General features: G+C 36.2%; 20 protein-coding genes, 1 rRNA gene and 1 pseudogene. 6 read left to right on the forward strand and 16 right to left on the reverse strand.

Going from position 1 to position 21,060, the window contains the following annotated elements:
- From T513_RS0107630 to mreB, 4 genes are all read right to left on the reverse strand, one after another.
- A 16S ribosomal RNA gene (locus tag T513_RS0107630) occupies positions 1 to 96 on the reverse strand; the annotation flags it as partial.
- A gap of 422 nt (positions 97 to 518) precedes the next feature.
- Complete coding sequence (locus T513_RS0107635) at positions 519 to 788, reverse strand: hypothetical protein (RefSeq protein WP_029071160.1); 270 nt, start codon at positions 786 to 788, stop codon at positions 519 to 521.
- A gap of 83 nt (positions 789 to 871) precedes the next feature.
- A complete protein-coding gene (locus T513_RS0107640; protein WP_029071161.1) occupies positions 872 to 2,293 on the reverse strand; it encodes an amidophosphoribosyltransferase in 1,422 nt (473 codons plus the stop codon).
- Positions 2,294 to 2,378: 85 nt separating this feature from the next.
- A complete protein-coding gene (mreB, locus tag T513_RS0107645) occupies positions 2,379 to 3,368 on the reverse strand; it encodes a rod shape-determining protein (RefSeq protein WP_029071162.1) in 990 nt (329 codons plus the stop codon).
- Positions 3,369 to 3,705: 337 nt separating this feature from the next.
- Between mreB and T513_RS0107650 the strand changes: the two genes are divergently transcribed.
- Positions 3,706 to 5,175: a DUF1846 domain-containing protein gene (locus T513_RS0107650; RefSeq protein WP_031589662.1), complete on the forward strand. Its 1,470-nt coding sequence runs from the start codon at positions 3,706 to 3,708 to the stop codon at positions 5,173 to 5,175.
- 21 nt (positions 5,176 to 5,196) lie between these two features.
- On the opposite strand, the gene T513_RS0107655 is transcribed toward T513_RS0107650, so the two are convergent.
- The 12 genes from T513_RS0107655 to sufC all read right to left on the reverse strand — a co-directional run bounded on the left by T513_RS0107655 (position 5,197) and on the right by sufC (position 17,182).
- Positions 5,197 to 6,468: a dihydroorotase gene (locus T513_RS0107655; protein WP_031589665.1), complete on the reverse strand. Its 1,272-nt coding sequence runs from the start codon at positions 6,466 to 6,468 to the stop codon at positions 5,197 to 5,199.
- Between the two features lie 47 nt (positions 6,469 to 6,515).
- Entirely contained in the window at positions 6,516 to 7,796 is a 1,281-nt protein-coding gene (locus T513_RS0107660) for a glucose-6-phosphate isomerase (protein WP_029071165.1), read from the reverse strand.
- The gene (locus tag T513_RS0107665; RefSeq protein WP_031589666.1) at positions 7,793 to 8,158 is read right to left on the reverse strand and encodes a CvfD/Ygs/GSP13 family RNA-binding post-transcriptional regulator; all 366 of its coding nucleotides are present in this window, start codon (positions 8,156 to 8,158) and stop codon (positions 7,793 to 7,795) included. The genes T513_RS0107660 and T513_RS0107665 overlap by 4 nt, the downstream gene beginning before the upstream one ends.
- Before the next feature lie 98 nt (positions 8,159 to 8,256).
- Positions 8,257 to 9,375 carry a fibronectin type III domain-containing protein gene (locus T513_RS0107670; protein WP_155266082.1) on the reverse strand — a complete coding sequence of 373 codons (1,119 nt, stop codon included), beginning with the start codon at positions 9,373 to 9,375 and terminating at the stop codon, positions 8,257 to 8,259.
- Between the two features lie 9 nt (positions 9,376 to 9,384).
- Positions 9,385 to 10,134, reverse strand: coding sequence for a hypothetical protein (locus tag T513_RS0107675; protein WP_031589668.1), 750 nt, complete (start codon positions 10,132 to 10,134; stop codon positions 9,385 to 9,387).
- Positions 10,135 to 10,231: 97 nt separating this feature from the next.
- The gene (locus tag T513_RS0107680; RefSeq protein ID WP_051550730.1) at positions 10,232 to 11,689 is read right to left on the reverse strand and encodes a methyltransferase domain-containing protein; all 1,458 of its coding nucleotides are present in this window, start codon (positions 11,687 to 11,689) and stop codon (positions 10,232 to 10,234) included.
- 198 nt (positions 11,690 to 11,887) lie between these two features.
- A complete protein-coding gene (locus tag T513_RS0107685) occupies positions 11,888 to 12,424 on the reverse strand; it encodes a 5-formyltetrahydrofolate cyclo-ligase (protein ID WP_031589669.1) in 537 nt (178 codons plus the stop codon).
- Positions 12,417 to 13,826 carry a Fe-S cluster assembly protein SufB gene (gene sufB / locus T513_RS0107690; protein WP_031589670.1) on the reverse strand — a complete coding sequence of 470 codons (1,410 nt, stop codon included), beginning with the start codon at positions 13,824 to 13,826 and terminating at the stop codon, positions 12,417 to 12,419. The genes T513_RS0107685 and sufB overlap by 8 nt, the downstream gene beginning before the upstream one ends.
- Before the next feature lies 1 nt (position 13,827).
- Positions 13,828 to 14,268: a Fe-S cluster assembly sulfur transfer protein SufU gene (gene sufU / locus T513_RS0107695; RefSeq protein ID WP_029071172.1), complete on the reverse strand. Its 441-nt coding sequence runs from the start codon at positions 14,266 to 14,268 to the stop codon at positions 13,828 to 13,830.
- Positions 14,252 to 15,472 carry an aminotransferase class V-fold PLP-dependent enzyme gene (locus tag T513_RS0107700; protein WP_029071173.1) on the reverse strand — a complete coding sequence of 407 codons (1,221 nt, stop codon included), beginning with the start codon at positions 15,470 to 15,472 and terminating at the stop codon, positions 14,252 to 14,254. Before T513_RS0107700 ends, sufU begins: the two co-directional genes overlap by 17 nt.
- A 2-nt stretch (positions 15,473 to 15,474) precedes the next feature.
- The gene (locus T513_RS0107705; protein ID WP_029071174.1) at positions 15,475 to 16,371 is read right to left on the reverse strand and encodes a SufB/SufD family protein; all 897 of its coding nucleotides are present in this window, start codon (positions 16,369 to 16,371) and stop codon (positions 15,475 to 15,477) included.
- Positions 16,364 to 17,182 (reverse strand): Fe-S cluster assembly ATPase SufC, encoded by an 819-nt coding sequence (gene sufC, locus T513_RS0107710; protein WP_029071175.1) that lies wholly within the window; start codon positions 17,180 to 17,182, stop codon positions 16,364 to 16,366. The genes T513_RS0107705 and sufC overlap by 8 nt, the downstream gene beginning before the upstream one ends.
- A 180-nt stretch (positions 17,183 to 17,362) precedes the next feature.
- Between sufC and T513_RS0107715 the strand changes: the two genes are divergently transcribed.
- The 5 genes and pseudogenes from T513_RS0107715 to T513_RS12495 form a co-directional block, all read left to right on the forward strand.
- Positions 17,363 to 18,340 carry a peptidylprolyl isomerase gene (locus tag T513_RS0107715; protein WP_029072996.1) on the forward strand — a complete coding sequence of 326 codons (978 nt, stop codon included), beginning with the start codon at positions 17,363 to 17,365 and terminating at the stop codon, positions 18,338 to 18,340.
- Positions 18,340 to 19,329, forward strand: coding sequence for a hypothetical protein (locus T513_RS0107720; protein ID WP_031589671.1), 990 nt, complete (start codon positions 18,340 to 18,342; stop codon positions 19,327 to 19,329). Before T513_RS0107715 ends, T513_RS0107720 begins: the two co-directional genes overlap by 1 nt.
- A 75-nt stretch (positions 19,330 to 19,404) precedes the next feature.
- Complete coding sequence (locus T513_RS0107725) at positions 19,405 to 19,809, forward strand: HIT family protein (RefSeq protein ID WP_029071178.1); 405 nt, start codon at positions 19,405 to 19,407, stop codon at positions 19,807 to 19,809.
- 106 nt (positions 19,810 to 19,915) lie between these two features.
- Entirely contained in the window at positions 19,916 to 20,740 is an 825-nt protein-coding gene (locus T513_RS0107730) for a zinc ribbon domain-containing protein (protein WP_029071276.1), read from the forward strand.
- Positions 20,741 to 20,831: 91 nt separating this feature from the next.
- A pseudogene (locus tag T513_RS12495) lies at positions 20,832 to 21,060 on the forward strand (transposase); the annotation flags it as partial.

Genomic DNA, 21,060 nt, shown 5'->3' on the forward strand with positions numbered 1-21,060 from the left:
CCGTTCGCCACTGGAATCCGAAGATTCCCGTTCGACTTGCATGTATTAGGCACGCCGCCAGCGTTCATCCTGAGCCAGGATCAAACTCTCCATTGTCTATCAATGGAGCCATCTTTTGGCTCTTGTTAATTGCTTGCTTGTTTTATTTCCGAGTGTTTTCTCACTCATCTATTTGACGTGTTTCTGTTCAGTTTTCAATGTTCAGGCCACTCGGCTCTCGCTGAGTGCTCACTTATATTATCATCACCTCTCCTCTTTGTAAAGCATTTTTTGTCTATTTTTTCAAAAAATCTCTCAGATCGCCATTTTGGGCTATTTAAAGCGATATACAGAGCCTATTGCTTGCATATTAAAAAGATGGGGGGGATACCCCCCCATCTTATTTATACTTAGCCTTACGTGAAACACCTCTCGACCTTAACAATGCCTTATAGGCCTTCTTCTTTTTCTTAGTCACATTTTCAAATGATTATCAATAAAAAATGTCACAGAATACATTTCTGTGACATCATTTCATATTATCCTTTAAGTCCTCTTGCCTGACGATCCATATCTTCTACAACGATATCATAGATTTCGCCAAGTGAACGACAATATTCTAGAACTTCCCAAGGTTCGTTTGTATGATAGTGAATCTTAATAAGATCTTCATCACCAACTGCCAATAAAGAATCCCCTTTGATATTCTCTGAGATATAATCGAAGATATCGTCTTCATCCAAATCTTCACCAGCAATTAATAACTGTGTATCATATCTAAATTCAATACTTTGTTCTGGTAATGCCATAACCTTTCTCCTTTCACATGAAATCATTATATCATACTCTTTTTATAATGAAAACAACTCCATCTTGTAAAAAGCAAAAGGTATCATTCCTTGCCATTCCAGCAGTATGTACAAAGCTTATCTTTATCAATACCAACTGAATCAAGAAGATCATCAAGACGATTATATCTTAATGAAGTGTAATGCTGCTTTACTCTGATCTTTTCTATCATGTTAGCATAACGATCAGAATCCGGATCACAGTAATCATAAAGAACATCCATTGGAATATTCTCTCCCTCTTCTTCACAAATCACTCTTCTTGCAATGAGTTCAAGATCAGAGTTAGAACGAGAGAAGTTAAGATACTTGCAGCCAAACATGATTGGTGGACACGCTGAACGAACATGAACTTCTTTTGCCCCACTTTCATAAAGGAATTCTACCTTCTCTTTAAGCTGAGTTCCTCTAACAATAGAATCATCAAGAAGAAGAATCTTCTTGCCTTCAATCATTTCATGAACTGGAATAAGCTTCATTTTAGCAATCATGTCACGTTTTTTCTGAATAGTTGGCATAAATGAACGTGGCCATGTTGGCGTATATTTAATAAACGGTCTAGAGAACGGAACACCAGATGCATTAGCATACCCAACCGCATGTGCTGTTCCTGAATCAGGAACACCAGCAACTGTATCAATCTCAACAGGACTTTCTTTCTGATCACGTCTAGCAAGATTAGCTCCGCAGCGATAACGCATTTCTTCTACGGATACACCTTCATATCGTGAAGCAGGATAACCATAGTAAACCCATAAGAACGTACAGATTTTCATCTGATTTCCTGGTGCCACAAGTGTTTTGACACCCTCCGGTGTCATAATACAGATTTCACCAGGACCCAATTCCTTATAATTTTCATAACCCAGATTAAGATAAGCGAAAGCTTCAAAGCATGCACAATATCCTTCTTCATTCTTTCCAATTGCGATAGGTGTACGACCATACTTATCACGGGCAAGATAAATGCCTTCATGAGTCAATACCATAATAGTCATCGATCCCTTGATGCTTTCCTGCGCATAGCGGATACCCTCAATAAGATTACAGCGACTATTGATCAATGCAGTAACAACTTCAACAGTGTTAATTTCACCACCGCTCATTTCCAAGAAATGCATATGCTTATGTTCAAAAAGACGATCAACAAGTTCATCAAGATTATCAATCTTGCCAACTGTTGCAATAGCATAAGTACCATGATGAGAACGTACAATAAGTGGCTGTGGATCATAATCTGAAATACAGCCAATTCCTAGATGCCCTGACATGTCATTGATTTCAGAAGAAAACTTAGTACGAAATGGCGAATTCTCAATATTATGAATAGAGCGATTAAACCCATCTTCTTTACTGTAGACCGCCAGACCAGCTCTTCTTGTCCCTAAATGCGAATGATAATCTGTTCCAAAAAACAAGTCAAAGACACAATCATTTTTAGATGCAACGCCAAAAAAACCACCCATAATTATTCCTCCTAGTCTTTTCAAGAGAAATTATATCATAACTTTATCATTACAGTATAGAAAAAATGCCGCATAAAGCGACATTTTATTGTAAGAAATTCGAATTTTCAAGCATAACGCCACATCCGTCAGCAACACAATCCAATGGATTATCAGCAACGAATACAGGTACTTTTAATCCCTGTTCCATAAATTTATCCAATCCATGAAGAAGCGCACCTCCACCAGTAAGGAATACACCCTTATTGACAATATCCGCAGATAATTCTGGTGGTGTCTTTTCAAGAACCTGTTTAGCAGACGTTAAAATAATTTCACAGATTTCATGTAAAGCATCCTGTATTTCAGCTTCAGAAATCTGAATAGTCTTAGGAAGACCAGTAACCATATCACGACCACGCACATCAACCTTACGGCTTTCAGAGCCGTTATAAGCACAACCGATTTCTTTCTTTACTTCTTCTGCAGTAGAATCACCAATCAATAACTTATAGCGATCTTTAACAAATGCAACAATTTCAGCATCCATCTTGTCACCAGCAGTCTTTAATGATTCACTTGTAACAATATCACCTAAAGAAAGCACAGCAACATCAGTAGTTCCCCCACCGATATCAATTACCATGTTTCCAGTTGGCTTAGAAATATCAAGACCTGCACCAATAGCAGCGACTTTAGGTTCTTCTTCAATATAAACCTTCTTAGCGCCACATCTTAACGCTACATCCTGAATAGCACTCTTCTCAATAGAAGTAATGTTGCTTGGACAGCAGATTAAGATTGTAGGTCTAGAGAACAATCCTTTTAAATTTAATTTATTTACAAAATGTGTCAGCAGAATCTCAGTAATCTGGAAGTCTGCGATGACACCATCCTTCAACGGTCTGATAGCTTCAAGTCTTCCTGGCGTCTTCCCAAGCATTTCCCTTGCTTCTTCACCAACAGCGACAGCTCTATTTGTTTCTTTGTTGATGGTAACAACACTTGGTTCATTAACAACAATTCCTTTTCCTTTTTCATAGATAAGAATGTTGGCAGTTCCCAAGTCGATACCTATTTCTTTTGATAATGCCATATTTATAATCTCCTTCTAAGAAATCCACCATTAAATATATATAAAAACATATAAAAATTCAATACCAAAAGAAGAAAAAAAAGACATCAGGTCATCTCTTCCTAACATAGCATCACCAATCAATATTATTATGTGCTTATACTCTCAACGGTTAACCCTACTGTACAAGAAAATGAGATGTCTATGCGACCTGAATGTCTTTCTATATTTATATTTTAATCAGTAAAAAAACAGAAAGCAAATAAAATAAAAAACTTTAAAAAAATTTCTAAACAACTGTATGAATCACAATATTACATGTTATAATTCTTCCAGCATGAATTGAAGGAGTAATATTATGGATAATCAAAAAATCGGATTTGACTCTAAAAAATACTTGGAATTACAGTCAAAAGAAATAAAGAAAAGAATTGCCAAATTCGGTAAGCTTTACCTAGAATTCGGAGGAAAACTCTTTGATGACTTCCATGCATCAAGAGTATTGCCTGGATTTGTACCAGACAACAAGCTACAGATGCTTGAACAATTAAAAGATGAAGCAGAAATTATCATTGTCATTAGTGCTGAAGCTATTGAAACAAATAAAATTCGTGGAGATTTAGGAATCACATATGATGAAGATGCCTTAAGACTAAAAAGCGCATTAGAAGATAGAGGATTCTATGTCTCAAGCATTGTCATTACACAATATACAGGTCAGATGGCTGCGGATCGTTTTAGAAATCGTCTTCAGGCATTAGGCATCCCAACATATACAACTTATATGATTGATGGATATCCTGCTAATATCCCTGCCATCATAAGCGATGAAGGATATGGAAAAAATGATTTTGTAAAAACAACAAGAAACCTAGTCGTTGTTACAGCACCAGGACCTGGAAGCGGAAAAATGGCGACTTGTCTTTCTCAGCTTTACCATGAACAAAAACATGGTGTAAAAGCAGGATATGCAAAATTTGAAACATTCCCAGTTTGGAATCTTCCATTAAAGCATCCTGTAAATCTTGCCTATGAAGCAGCAACTGCAGACTTGGATGATGTCAATATGATTGATCCTTTCCATCTTGAAGCATATGGCAAGACTACAATCAACTACAATAGAGATGTTGAAGTATTCCCTGTTCTAGAATCTATCTTTGAAGGCATTCTAGGAGAATGTCCATACAAATCACCTACTGATATGGGTGTCAACATGGTTGGCTACGCCATCGTAGATGATGAAGTATGCAAAGAAGCAAGCAGACAGGAAATCATCAGACGTTATTTTGAAACAGCATGCAATGTCAAACGTGGTCTTGCAAGCAAGAATGAATTGATCAAACAGGAGCTTATCATCAAACAGGCTAATGTAGATCTTAATTCACGTCAGGTCGTCAATGCTGCACTTAAGAAAGAAGAAGAAACAAATGGACCAGCTGTTGCGATCATGGCTAATGATGGACATATGGTCACTGGTAAGACATCACGTCTTTTAGGCGCTTGTTCTTCTGCATTATTAAATATTCTTAAAGATCTAGCGGGTATTGATCATGATGTAAAAATCATTTCTCCTGAAGTGATTGAACCAATTCAGTCATTAAAAACACATTATCTTGGCAGCAAGAACCCACGACTTCACACTGATGAAATTCTTATTGCTCTTTCATCAAGTGCCAATACTAATCCAGATGCTAAAAAAGCACTTCAGCAATTGCCAAGACTTAAAGGAATGCAGGCCCATTCAACAGTTATTCTTTCTTCTGTAGATTTATCTACATTAAAGAAACTAGGAATTGCGATTACTTGCACACCAAAATATGAAGACTAAAAAGACAGCTAGTGAAATTCACTAGCTGCCTTTTTTATAGACAATCTTGCCATTACATATTGTATAGGCAACCTGTCCAGTTAAGTGTTCTCCTACAAAAGGAGAATTTTTTGATTTTCCTTTAAAGTCATCAAGAGTGACAACCCATTGTTTCTTTGGATCAAAGATAACAATGTCTGCTATATGATCTTTAGCAATATATCCTGCATCAAGCTTATAGTATTTAGCAGGATTAATTGTCATCTTTTCTAAAAGTTCCATATAGCTTAAATGTCCCTTTTCGACAAGATGAGTAATACCCATAGCTAATGAAAGTTCAAGACCGATCATACCGCTTGGTGCACCACCTAAGATACCTTTGTCTTTTTCTTCCTTGCTGTGAGGAGCATGATCAGTAACAATCATATCGATTGTACCATCTTTTAATCCTTCAATAATCTTAAGACGATCCCCTTCCTTACGTAAAGGTGGATTCACCTTGGCAAGTGCTCCCTGTGATAAGACAAGATCTTCAGTATAGCCAAAATGCTGAGGTGTTACTTCACTCCATACATCTGCTCCCTGCGATTTCATAAAGCGCACGATATCAACTGTTCCACCACTGGAAATATGCTGAATATCAATTCGGCATCCTGTCTCTTTTGCAAGAAGACAATCTCTCGCTGTGATCACTTCTTCAGCAAGTCCGCTTGCGCCCTTTACACCCACTTGACGAGCGATCCCGCCAGCATTGATGCCGGCACTGCCAATCAATGCTGGGTCTTCTTCATGAAGGCTTATTGGGCAATCTAGTGCTTTCGCACAACGCATTGCTTCCATCATCACGTTGATATCTGCAATAGGAATACCATCATCAGTAAAGCCTACTGCGCCATGCGCCTTTAGAGCTTCCATATCGACAAGTTCTTTGCCCTGCATTTTTAATGTGACATTGGCAGTATTGAGAACATGAATATCAAGTTCTTTTTCTCTTTTCATAAGTTCATCCAATACTTCCACACAATCTACAGATGGTTTCGTGTTGGCCATAGTGACAACTGTTGTAAAACCACCAGCTTTTGCTGCATTGCAGCCAGTGTAAATGTCTTCTTTATACGTTAATCCGGGATCTCTAAAATGGACATGATTATCAATAAGTCCTGGTGCAACAATCATATCTTTTGCATCGATTGTTTCACAGTCTTTTTCGATATGTCCCATTTCGATAATCTTTCCTTCATCAATAAGGAGATCCATAACCTGATCTAGATGAGATAAGGGATCAATGACCCTACCATTTTTTATTAATAACATACTTCCCCCTGTAAAAAAAGCAGTTCTCTAAGAGAACCGCTTTGATTTTAATAACCTGGTTTACCTAATAATTTGAACATGTTTTTCTTGTAAACTTCAACACCAGGCTGGTTGAATGGGTTTACTCCTAATAAGTAAACTGATAATGCACAAGCCTTTTCGAAGAAGTATACCATATAACCGAAGCTATATGCGTTCATTTCATCAATAGTGATTTCAATGTTTGGTACGCCACCAACGTTTACGTGAGCATCGATTGTACCTTCACATGCTTTTTTATTTACATAATCAACTGTCTTACCAGCTAAGTAGTTTAAGTTATCTAAGTTATCTTCATCACTTGGTACTTCAAGGTCTAACTGAGGCTTTTCAACTTTGAATACTGTTTCAAATAATACTTTAGAACCTTCCTGGATGAACTGTCCTAATGAATGAAGATCTGTAGAGAAGACTGCAGAATGTGGTAATACACCTTTACCTTCTTTACCTTCAGATTCACCGAATAGCTGTTTCCACCATTCAGCAACGTTGCTTAACTGAAGTTCATAAGTTACAAACATTTCAGCAGGATAACCCTGTTTGTTTAACATCTGACGAGCTACACCATATTTGTAAGCGTCATTTGTCATTAAGTCTGCGTTGTTATATTTATCCTGTGCGTCTTTAGCACCTTTCATCATTTCATCAACATCAATACCTGCCATAGCAATTGGGAATAATCCTACTGCAGTAAGTACTGAGAAACGACCACCGATATCATCAGGTACTACGAATTCTTCGTATCCTTCTTTATCAGCTAAAGTCTTTAATGCACCTTTGTGTGCATCTGTAGTAGCAACAATTCTTCTTGAAGCAACTTCTTTACCTTTAGTCTGTTCAAGCATTTCTTTAAAGATTCTGAATGCTACAGAAGTTTCAGTAGTAGTTCCTGATTTAGAGATAACATTGATACCGAATTCTTTATCTTTAACATATTCTTTGATCTGAGCTAAATATGTTGAAGAGAAAGTATTACCAATGTAAAGAATTTCTACCTTCTGTGTTGGATATAAACCATTGATAGCTTCAATAGCTGCTCTTGCACCAAGGTAAGAACCTCCGATACCGCATACTAATAATACATCGATTTCTTCAGATAAAGATTTAGCTTTAGCTTTAATTCTAGCTACTTCTTCTCTATCATACTGAGTAGGTAAATCTACCCATCCAAGGAAATCGTTACCAGCACCAGTTTTGTTATGAATCATTTCATGGATTTCAGCAACTTTGTCCTTGTATGAAGCGATATCTTCATTTAATTTAGCATGACTTAAGTCAACTTTGATCATACATCTTCCTCCTTATTAATACCTCGACTGATCCATCGAGGTAGCATCTCCTCTAATGAGCGAAAACCTTTAGGTGTTTCGACAATCGGTCTGCGATGGCGTCTAAACTTTCTTCTTTTAGCAACAGCTTTAAGTGAAAGCTTAGCCTGATGAGATTTTTCATCAATATCAATAACCTTTACTTTAATGGTTTCACCAATCGTGACATAATTACCAACGCTTCTTACGAAACGATCAGATATTTCGCTTATATGAATCAGACCACTTGTCTGATCGGGCAGTAAAGCGAAAGCACCATATGGCTGAATACCGGTGATTGTAACGTCAACGATGTCTCCTACGTGTATTTGATGATATCCCATACTCCATCCCCCAATCGCATAAATTATACCACATTCTTATACGTGTTCAAAGAAAAATATACGCAATAAAAAAAGCTTCTCACATGAGAAGCTTTTGATCATTTTGTTTTAACGCTCTTCACTTTTCCGTATGAACCATAAGCACCATTATTATAAGCCCTTACTTTTACCTGGTACGTTTTTTTGCTCTTTAAATTTTTAACAGTTGAAGAATAGGCATATTCCCATGAACCATTCTTGATTCTGTAAGCGATCTGATATTTCACATTGCCTTGTACTTTCTTATAAGAAACAGTGAAACTTTTCTTCTTTTTCTTTAATGAAGAAATAGTGACAGCTTTAGGTAAAATATAGAAATAAGCATGCTTATTGCCGCAGTACTCTCCTTTTCCTTTAGCAGTAATGCAATACTTGCCAACATTTTTAGCATTTGGATAAGAGAGTGAATAATGAGCAGAACTTACTGTCTTGTTATTCATTTTAAAAGTCACTTTTGGTTTTCTGATTTGTCCATTGTAAGTATAGTAAACTGTTGAAAGGCTCATTTTAGCATCAGATAAAGCTATGGCACTTCCTGCATCCTTGCTTGATGAAGATGATGATACAGTTTTTACAACTGCCCCATTGCTTTTCTTAACCTTTGACACATACCAGATAGAAGCAGCATTTTCGATTGTAACCTTACGAACCTTATCAATCGTTACACGACTAGCATTTTTAGCTGGATCAGCGGCATAGAACAATCCTCCTGTGTAATCAGTTAAAAGAACACAGTGGTTGCTGTCATGAAAACCATTATAGTCTTTTCTTGCATAAAGACAAACACCTTCAGGACGACTCTTTAACCAAGAAAGAACAACGTTTTTTTTCGCTTCTCCTTTTACATCAGGAGCCTTATAAGAATCAATTGCTGCATGCTGAACTGTATATGTATAGTTTTTTGTAGAGAATTCAAAGTCCCACTTTAATCCTCCATTATTCCATGCCTTACTCTTCAATGATGCTTCTGTAATAGATTTATAATCAGCATCATTCAACAGTGCTGCCTTACGTCTTAAAAGCATGACTGCTGATGCCAAAGTACATGTGTTCTTTTCCTGCTGAGTCCAGAACATGTCTGCTCCGTTGATATTATAGGCATGTACGCTTACTTCTCCCATAATCATTGTTGAACATAAAAGCAGTACGCCAAATAGTGATAAAAATTTCTTTTTCATACGCATTCCCTATACTCTTTTAACCGCTGACCATGCACTTTTAACTCCATTCTTGCATGTTCTTACTTTAAAAGAAGTCTTCCCCTTATCCTTAACATTAATTGTAATATGAGTGCCAGAAACCATCTTCGTTTTCCATTTTTTCTTTGTTTTATAGCCAATCTGATACTTTACGCCACCAGCTGCTTTCACAAGTGTCAGATGTACATTAGTCCCTGATTTTGTCATTGTAAGAATCCGACTTGATGGTGGCAGTATTTTATAGTTCTTGTAGATTGTACCAGTAAAGTTGCCGATTCCAACAATCTTGACTTTTTTCTTTCCAATACTCTTACAGTCACCATATGATAATCGATAGCTGACATTATATCGGTGATAAGTCAGACGAACATTAGGATCATGTTTTCTTCCATCATAAGTATGATTTTCTATGCCTGAAAGCTGACAGGATGAAATATTTCGTTTCTTGATCGTATACGATGCTGATGCTTCACCAGAAACACGACGAATTCCCTTTACGCTGACAGTAACTTTGCCAGCATTCAATGTGTCTCCGTTAAAGAACATGCAATACTGTTTTTTGGGGATGTGTCTTCCCTCCTGATCAAAAACTTTGATACGTGGTATAGCATTTTCTCCGCTATAAGTTACATCTCGCAATTCTATATGAGAAACTACTCTCTCTTTCGCTTCAACATTGACAATATTGACAAAAAGAAAAGCTACCACAACCATTATTTTTCCAAAACGACGAAACATCTCTTTTCCTCCACTCATATAACATAATTTCATATTATCAAATTAAACTTAAACTTAACTAAAATTAAATTAAAAAAGCCTCCCCTTTGGGAAGCTTTTATCTTACCTGAATGATAAAGAAATAATGAAGATTCTTTCCTCTTGGAACATCATTGTGTTCAATCAATGAAAGATAGTTCTTCTGTAGACGTAGATTCTTTTCTACCAAGGCAATTTCACTTGTGTAGATAAAGACATATCCACCTGGCTTAACAAGCTTTCTGATCCTTGCAAAGAACTTGTCATATAACTCTGTCAATGCTGCTTTATCTCTCATCTGTGCATATGTTGGCATATCAGTGATGATTTCATCAAATAGCTCTGTATTAACAAAACGCAATGAATCCTTATGTACAAAATGCATATCGATATCTGCAGCCTTAGCATTTCTCTTGGCAGCTTCTAGTCCTTTTGTAAAGATATCGAGACCTAAAGAGAACTTGACTGGCTTGATAAGACAGCGTTCAATCAATGTAACCCCACTACCGCAGAATGGATCTAGCACTCTTGCATAATCTTCCATATATGGCTTAGCCACTTCAAGAAGAGTAGCTGCTACATATGGCTGCATAGAATTGGAAATCACTTCTTTACGATAATCAAAACGTGGGTTGTCTAATAAAGTCAGCTTTAAATAAGCACTGATCTTTTTAGGCATAAGTTCTTTTAAGACAATTTCAATTTCATAATTCTTAGTTGCATTCAATAAACGGTCTGGATAAAGTTCCAATAACCCCTTAACAACCGTATTCATAAGTTTTGAATCTTTTTCTCTAAAAGTATCAGTCAACTTGTAATAGAATGAATCCGCATTATCAAATAAGTTTTCAAGCAATTCCATAAGATTGCTGTTGCGGATACGTTCCACAATCACATCCCCATCTTTTTCCATTAAAGAACAGTTCTTAATAGGAATGATCATATCCTTGTAATTACGTAAAGGCAATAAATCATAAACAGATTTAGTACGAACAAGTACCCCCTGTCCTACTGGCTTATACTTATAATCTAATACGTAATCAAAGAGTGTGAACTGATAGTAAGGTAGTGTAGTCAAAATGACATCTACATCTTTATGAAGAAGCTTAACCATTTTTCTCTTATGTGTACCATAGCTTTGAATAAGCGGATTCAACACCTTTAGCTGTGACTGGACATGCTTCTTATCGCTTTCCTGATCTGCTAAAAGTTCACTTTGAATCTGTTTAAGCTCATCTACGATGCTCTTGCAATCCTGTTTGCTTAACCCCTTCAAATACCCTACTTTAACGAAGTCTATTGTTTCTTTACGATAGCCATCAAGCAAAAGATTCTTGACTCCTGACTTCTTAAAAGAGCCAAGAATGATAGCTGTATTTTTTCTTACTTTTGGATCTTCATGTGATAGTAGCTCTACTAGCTGCATATAGAGCTTATCATTTCTGATTTCCATATCATCTTTGATCTCATTACGAATCATCGAAAGTGATTCTCTAATATTGTTCTGATCAATCTTAACTGTTAATTCTCCTACCATTAAACGTCACCTCAAATATAACAAAATTATAACATACTCATCTTCAATTCACAATTCAAAACCAATTCAAAAAGAAAGGGCTTTCTTTTTATAGTACATTATTTTTATAGCAAGAAAACGTAAAAAAGTATGCTTTTATGCATACTTTTTTAAAATGGTGGTCGATTTGAATATCTAATAGAAATTTTGACAAAATTTTTACAGAATTGTTTCATTTGTGATGATTTCATCCATTCTGATGTCATATTGATGAGGAAAAGTGTCTTCTACTTGCTGAAAAGAATAACCAATTCCAAGCTTATAGCCCTTATATGTTGCCATATAGCGATCATAGAATCCTTTTCCATAGCCAATGCGATTCTTGTTTTTATCAAACATGAGCATCGGTATGATCATTACATCAATATCATCAGGTGATACCTGCTGATTGCCTACTGGTTCTTCAATACCAAAATATCCTGGCTTAAGATCATCAAAAGAACGGATCTCATAAAATTGCATGTCTCCCTCAATACGTGGAACAACAATTTTCTTTTTGCCAAAATATTTAGTCATCAGTTTTTTTGTATCAACTTCATTACGTGCACTTACATAGACAGCTACTGTTTTGGCTTCTTTAAAATGAATATTGTCCTCTATTTTGTTTAAAATATTCTCGTTATAGCGACAAAGCGTTTCTGCATCTAGTGAGAGACGCTTTGTGATCATTTCTTTTCTTGCTTGTTTTTTATCCAACTGAGTCAGTCATATCCAATTTAAGAAGCTGATTCAATTCTACCGCATATTCCATAGGAAGCTCTCTGCTGAATGGTTCAATGAACCCCATAACAATCATTTCTGTTGCTTCTTTTTCAGTTAAGCCACGGCTCATCAGATAAAAGAGCTGTTCTTCTGATACTTTTGAAACAGTTGCTTCATGTTCGATAGTTGAATCATTGTTTGACATAATGTTAGCTGGTACTGTGTTGCTTGAAGACTGACGATCAAGGATCAATGTATCACATTCCACCTTGCTTTTCGCATTGTAGGCTTTCTTGCCATGTCTTACAAGGCCACGATAATCAGCATGTCCGCCATTTCTTGCAATTGATTTAGAGATAATCTGACTTGATGTATTTGGTGCAAGATGAATCATTTTTGCCCCTGAATCGATAATTTGTCCTTTATCTCCTACTGCAATTGTCGTAACGCTTCCACGTGCTCCTTCTCCTGCAAGAATGCAGGCAGGATATTTCATGGTAACCTTTGATCCGATGTTACCATCAACCCATTCCATAGAACCGCCTTCGTCTACCTTTGCTCTTTGTGTAACAAGATTGTAGATATTTTTAGACCAGTTCTGGATTGTCGTATAACGGCATGATGCATTTTTTCCTACCACAATCTCAACAACCCCAGCATGAAGTGAGTCTTTTGAATAAGAAGGTGCTGTACATCCTTCTACGTAATGAATATGTGAACCTTCATCTACAATGATGAGGGTACGTTCAAACTGTGCCATTCTTTCAGAATTGATTCTGAAATATGACTGTAATGGCTTTTCTAATGTCACTCCTGGTGGTACATAAATAAATGAACCTCCTGACCATACAGCTCCATTCAATGCGGAGAACTTATTGTCAGAATAAGGGATGACAGTATCAAAATACTTCTTGAAGATATCAGGATGTTCTCTTAATCCTGAATCAATATCAAGGAAGATGACTCCCTTTTCTCTTACTTCTTCAAGCATATTGTGATAGACAACTTCCGATTCATACTGGGCACTCGCACCAGCCAGGAATTTTTGTTCAGCTTCAGGAATACCAAGTTTATCAAAGGTATTCTTGATTGTTTCAGGTACTTCTTCCCATTTATCAGTAGTTGTGTCACTTGGTCTTAAATAGTAAGTATATTCATCAAAGTCCATATCTGACAAGTCAACACCCCAAGTTGGCATTGGCTTTTCTAAGAAACACTTTAAAGATTTTAAACGATATTCAAGCATCCATTCAGGTTCATTCTTAATCTGTGAGATTTCTCTGACAATCTCTTCATTCAACCCTTTTGGAGTCTTAAATACAGCTACTTCTTCATCTTTAAAATCAGCAATGTTTTCAGAAGAAATATGGTCGTATTTCTTTTTATCTACGCTCATACTATTCTCCTTCCTTAGAAGAAATCAATTCTTCCAACGCATTCCAGCCAATTGTCGCACATTTAATACGATTAGCCTGTTTATGTGTATTCTTGAAAGCAATGGCTTCTTCAAGAAGGTCTTCATCATAATCTTTTTCAAAAATCATGTTCATATACTGCTGATGAATAGCTTTAGCTTCTTCAACACTCTTGCCTTTAACAAGTTCAGTCATGATTGATGTAGATGCTGTAGAAATAGCACATGCTTCTCCATCAAAACGAATATCTTCAATGATATCGTTGTTCATCTTGACTTCTACATCAATGTTGTCAATACAAGTTTCAGAGTTCATATTGACTTTCTTATAGCCTTCTTCATCGACTATGCCATGATTTCTTGGATTCTGATAATGATCCATGATGATTTCTCTTAAAATAAGCGGATTATCCAAAGAACGCATCGAGGAAATCATCTCCTTTCTTACATACTTCCACGAAGGCATCAATTTCTTCTTCTGTATTGTAGAAATAGAATGATGCTCTTAGTGTTGTTCTTACACCTAGATATTCATCTAGAAGCTTTGCACAGTGTTCACCAGCTCTTACTGCCACACCATTGGCATTAAAGAGGCTTGCGCCATCCTGTGCAAAGACATTGTTAATATTGAAGGCAATAGCACCAGTACCATTTTCATTGTAGATTGTAATATTATCCAAAGCTTTCAGCTTTTCAATCGCATAAGCTCTAAGCTTTGCTTCTCTTTCCATGATGTCCTTCATGCCGATGCCTTCAAGATAACGAATAGCGGCACCTAAACCAATGGCACCTTCAATATTAGGTGTACCAGATTCAAACTTATATGGTGGTTTTTTCATATCAACTTCAAGATTGCTCTTGTAGCGCGCATTTGAACCTCCACCATAACGTGTTGGTGATGTTTCATCTAAAAGATGATATTTACCATAAAGTACACCAATACCAGTAGGTCCACACATCTTATGTCCAGAGAATGCTAAGAAATCGATATCATCTGCAATGACATCAGTAATATGATGAGGAACACTCTGTGCTCCATCACATACAACAATGATATCATGTTCATGAGCAAATTTAATAATCTCCTTAACTGGAGCAACATATCCCATTACATTGGATACGATCGCGACTGAAATAATTTTTGTCTTGTCAGTTGTGACACTCTTGATTCCTTCCAAAGTGACACAGCCATCGGTAAGTGGCGCATAGACAATCTTAGCGCCTGTCTTTTTAGCTACATCAAACCATGGCAATGTATTGCTGGCATGTTCAGCGACATTTAAGATGATTTCATCGCCTTCATGAAGATGAGTCAAGCCATAGCCATAGGCTACCATATTCAATGAATCAGTAGCACCAGCAGTAAAGACGATTTCTTCTACACGCTTAGCATTGATAAAACGTCTTACATCTTCTCTGGCATTTTCAAAAGCTGTATCGACAGTATGGGATAAATCATAATCCCCACGATGTGCATTCCCTGAATAGCAAGTTAAGTATTCATAAATTGCATCAGCGACAGCCTTAGGCTTAAGTGTTGTAGCCCCGTTGTCTAAATATATTAAATCATGTCCCTGCATCTTTGTTTTAAGCATCGGGAAATCATTTCTTATTTTTTCAATATCCATTCTTACGCACCTACCTTTGCAAGTGCTTCCTGGAATCTTTCTTGAAGCATTTCATTATCAACAACATGAATAACTGGTTCAAGATAACCATAAGTAATAAGCTGCATAGCCTGACGTTTTGTTAAACCTCTGGTTTGTAAATAATAAAGATGATCTTCATCCATCTTTCCTACTGCAGCAGCATGTGATGCTGTGACATCATATTCATCAATATAAAGATATGGATTAGCGCTTGCCTGACATTTTTCATCAAACACAATAATCTTGTTTGTCTGATGTGCAGCAGAGCCATTGTAGCCCTTATTGATTGTTCCAATACCATCTACTGTTAATCTTGCTTCATCCTTGACAACACCATAATTATCCATGATACCTGTTGTATGACGAGCAAGATGTTCAATATGAACACAGTAATGTTTCTTTTCATCTTTACGAGAAAGCATGGCCATACGCACTTTGGCCTGTGCGCCTTCACCAGTTAACTTAAAATGATATTGACCATCGATGATATTATCTGATAGTTCATTGTACCCGATCTGCAATAGGGCATTCTCATCAAGTGAGCCTTCATCGATAAATTGTAGTTCATTGTTTTCATCTGAAACAATTTCATTGAACATGTTGACGTGTGCATCTTTTCCTAAAGAAATTTCTCTTTCAAGACGTCCGCCTGCATGACAGGCACGTGATTCAATGATTTCTGCATGAACATGATCTTTGAAATCATAATGTATTTTAGTGTTTTCATAGATCAAGATGACATGTAAAGAAATAGGTGCGCCTATTTCAAAGGTTAAAGTATTCTCATTAAATGAGACATTTGAAGGAAGCGATGAGCCTGTCACTTCATTGTCTTTAATGACAATGTAGTGATCATAGCTTAATTCAACGTTACTCATCTCGTGTTACCTTAGCACCACATGACCCAAGTGACATTGGCGCAATTTTCTTTTCTTCTTCCTTAAATGTTACACCTAATTCTTTAACCCATTCAAAGCCTTCTTCATTAACTTTTTTAATTAATTCATAACCGCCATCAACAACAATCTGTCCATCTACTAAAATATGAACATGAGTTGGACGAATGTTTTCATATAGACGATCATAGTGAGAAACAATGACCATGCCAAGATCGTCATTTCTCATATTATTAATAGATTCACTAACTATTCTTAATGCATCAACATCAAGACCTGAGTCAATTTCATCCAATAATGCGAACTTTGGTTCTAGAAGTTTCATCTGAAGAATTTCGTTACGTTTCTTTTCTCCTCCAGAGAATCCTTCATTTAAATATCTATGTGCAAGATCTTCATTCATTTCTAGTTCATCAATTGCCTTATCTAGCTTTTTGATAAACTGGAACAATCTTATTGGTTCTTCTCTTCTGGCATTGATTGCAGCCTTTAAAAAATCTGAGTTTGTCACTCCCGGAATAGACTGAGGATACTGCATTCCTAGAAATAGACCTTTTCTGCTACGTTCATCGACGCTCATTGCTAAAACGTCTTCATCATCTAATGTGATAGACCCTTTCGTTACGCTATAGGCAGGATGCCCCATGATAGCTGACAACAATGTCGATTTCCCATTACCATTTGGACCAAGCAAAGCATGTACTTCACCCGTATTTATTGTTAAGTTTACACCTTTTAAGATCTCCTTGTCTCCCACTGATACATGAAGATCTTTAATTTTTAGTACTGACATAATAATTCACCTCGTTGGTTATTTTAATATAAAGGAATGTATATCTCAAATCATTTGATAAATTTATTTAAGATGTCATTTAGTGAAATTATGGTCAATGATGGGATTTTGATGTGCTTTATTGAAAAAAATGACCTTTTATGATAGTATATCTTGCGAACTATACAAAGGAGGTTTTTTATGAAAACCAAGAAAATAACAGCGCTCGCACTCTCTTCGATGTTGTTATTGTCAGGGTGTGGCGGCAAGACTGTCGATGGAAAAAGCATCGCTGCTAGCACATCCATTTCAAATATCAGTGCCGATACGCTTTATGATCAGTTAAGTAAAGGAACAAGCGGAAAGAATGCATTATTCTCTTACGTCTTAGATCAGCTTATCGATCAGAAGTTCCCTGCTACTGATGACATGAAAAAGAATGCGGAAGATACTTATAATCAGGTACTTAATTCCTATACGCAGCAGTATGGTGATGAAGATACCGCTAAAAAACAGTTAGAGACTGCTTTAAAATCATCAGGAAGCTATAAGAGCATCGATGATTATAAGAAACGTCTTGTCTACTCAATGCAGTATGCAGAAATGATGAAATCATATATCAAAAAGCATTTCAATACTGTCTTTGATGACTACTACAAGATTGCCAATCCACGTAAGGTTTCTATCATCGCCGTCTCTGCAGCTGATCCAACAAATCCAACTGCTGATGAAAAGGCTAATCTAAAGGAAGTACAGGATCTTCTAAAAGAAGGACAGGACTTCGGTACAGTTGCTAAAAAGTATTCTACTGATACCAATACAAAGGATGCGAAAGGATCACTTGGAATTGTCGATAGTACATCTTCATTAAGTGACACTTATGGAACAGATGTTCAATCGAAAGCTACTGAACTTAAATCTGGTGAAACTTCTGATGTTATCACGGGTTCAAGTGCCTTCTATATTCTTCACTGTGATACTACAGATAAAGAAACAATCAAGAAGGAACTTAAGAGTGTAGATATCAACTCTCCTCTTATCACTTATGATAATTATCTTGTCTACATTGTATTTAATAGCTACAAGATCAATTATAATGATAAGACTATCAAGAACACACTTCAGTCATTCATCAAAGAACAGCTGAAGAAAAGATCAGATGAAAGGAAAGATTCCTAATGGCAGAAAAGAAAGAATCAGTTGATACAACTCAGTTCAGAAGAATACATAAAGTAGAAGTTAAGAAAAAAAGATTTACGCTTTCTAAGAAAAGTATCGCTATGATCGTTGTCATCGTCCTTATTATTGCAGGATGTTTAACAGGTTATATCATCACTAAAAACAGCGATGGCTATGCTACTAAGGTATCAGGAAACAAGGATGTCATTACCGGTGATGTCACTGTTTCTAAGCAAGGCTATTTTGAATACCTGCTTGATCAATCCGGAGCACAAAAGACTGTAGATAATGCCTACAACGCAATTACAAATAAAGAATTGCCTTCAAAGACATATCAGTCTCAGATTGATGAAGAAGTCAAGAAACTTGAAGACAGCTATAAATCATACATGGGATCAGTTGAATCCTATGCTACTAGTCTTGGATATAAGGATGTTAAAACATTCAGAGAAGAATTTGTTACTCCTACTGCCAAAAAGACAGTACTAAAGAACAAGTATCTAAAAGAACAGTATAATACTATCTTAAAGAATTATACTCCAGCTTATATCAAGACTATCACTGTTGAAAAAGAATCTATTGCCTTAAAGCTTATTAAACAAGCTACAAGCCAGGAAGCTTTCGATAAGCTCATGAAAGATTCCGCTTATTCAAGCAATGCTAATGATTATAAGCTTGTTACTTCTAAGACTGATACAACAACATTAAACAAGAGAATCAAGAATAATCTTTCTAAGTTCTCTTCAATGAAGAATGATGGTGTCTACCCTACTGTCATTAAGCAGTCTACTAAAAAGTATGTTGTAGTGTATGTCTACAATACTGATAAGAACAAGAACAAAGATACTTATATCAATGATCTTGGTAGTGTATCTGATATTGATAGTAATGCTGAAATCTTCTACTTGAAGAAATATAAGTTTACTGTCTATGACAAGAAACTTAAAAAAGAAATCAAGGCTATCAATAAGAAATATATTAATGATTAGGAATCTCAAATGAGATTCCTTTCTTTTATATTCTTCATATTCGTAGTAAAATAAGGGATAAGGAGGGATATGATTATGGCAGATTGTATTTTCTGTAAGATTGCAGATAAAGAGATTCCTGGAAAAATTATTCATGAAGATGATCTATGCATCGCATTTTTAGATTTATCTCAGGCAACAGTTGGACATACACTTGTTATTCCAAAAAAGCATTATGATTCAATGCTGACAGCTGATCCTGAAATTATAGCACATGTTTTCAAGGTTGCTCAGGTATTAGCTAATCGCATCAAAGAAAGATTTAACGCAAGCGGATGTAATGTATTAACAAATGCTGGTGAAGCAGCTGGTCAGACTGTTCATCATTTCCATGTTCATGTAATTCCAAGATATGATGAAAATGATGGGTTAAAAATCTCTTTTGTAGATCACAGCAAAGATGTGGATCTAGATAACATCTATCAATCATTAATGAAGTAAAAAAAGGGTCAAATCTCATTTGACCTTTTTTACATTAAATATATCATTTAAAAAAATGTAAAAAAATGATACACTGTTAACAATATCTATCAAGGAGGAAAACAATATGTATTGTACAAATTGTGGACGACAGATTGAAGACGATGCTGTCTTTTGCCCTTTTTGTGGTCAAAAGGTAACAAGAGAAAACATTCAGCCACAAGAACCTAACGTAAATGTGTCATATAACAATTACAATGAACCACAGGATTCTAATGTGAATGAATCTCATTACACTTACAATGAACCTCAGGACTCTAATGTGAATGAATCTCATTACACTTACAATGAACCTCAGGACTCTAATGTGAATGAGTCTCATTACACTTACAATGAACCACAGGATCCTAATATGAATCAGACATTCAATACCTATAATGGTGCACAAAACAATACTGGGGCTTATACAAATACGTATACCCAGTCAACGAGAAGCACTCAGGAAGGTGAATATCAGAATGCCTATAGAAGCAATCGTGTTGCCCCACGAGCTCAAGTTGACCCATGGCAGGCATTAACATATATTGGATGTTTCTTATTGTTTATTAGCTTATTCTTGCCATTTAAGAGCATCTCATACAGTGGAATAAGCATGTATCGTTCATATGACTTCAATATTTTCTCATTTTCAGCTACTAGCTACATCTTTTTAGTAACATTGCCTCTATTATGTTACTTCACTGCTACTAAAAGACCATATCTAGATCTTCTTATTGTATGTGGTGTCAATGTGATCTTATTCATGATTCCAGCATTAAGAGGACATTCAGCAGTTTCAAGCATATTTATCAACTATGACTTTGGATTCTTCTTAGGAATCCTTGCTCTTGCAATGAGTGTCATTGGACCAGTTATCTATATGCTTCAATGTCAAAAATCACAGAGAAGATAAAAAGGGGCTGACCCGGATAGATAATCTGGATTAGTTTTCAAAAATAAAATGCGCCGGATAAATCCGACGCATTTTTTGGTATAATGTAATTATGAAAACTACAACATTAAACCACAAAAATTATAGCGCATTTCAGACTTATGCGCTACTGGATTTTAACATTAATTTTGAGAATGATGTGCCTAGTGACGATATTGCACGTACTGTCATTGAGATTACAGAGAGGATGAACATTGGAAAGTATGTTGATCTCAGCAGTCGCAGATTGCACGGGCATGATGCAATGAAGCTCCTTAGATGCATCCTGCTCGGATTCGCCG

The sequence above is a fragment of the Kandleria vitulina DSM 20405 genome, assembly GCF_000702065.1.
GTDB lineage: Bacteria > Bacillota_I > Bacilli_A > Erysipelotrichales > Coprobacillaceae > Kandleria > Kandleria vitulina.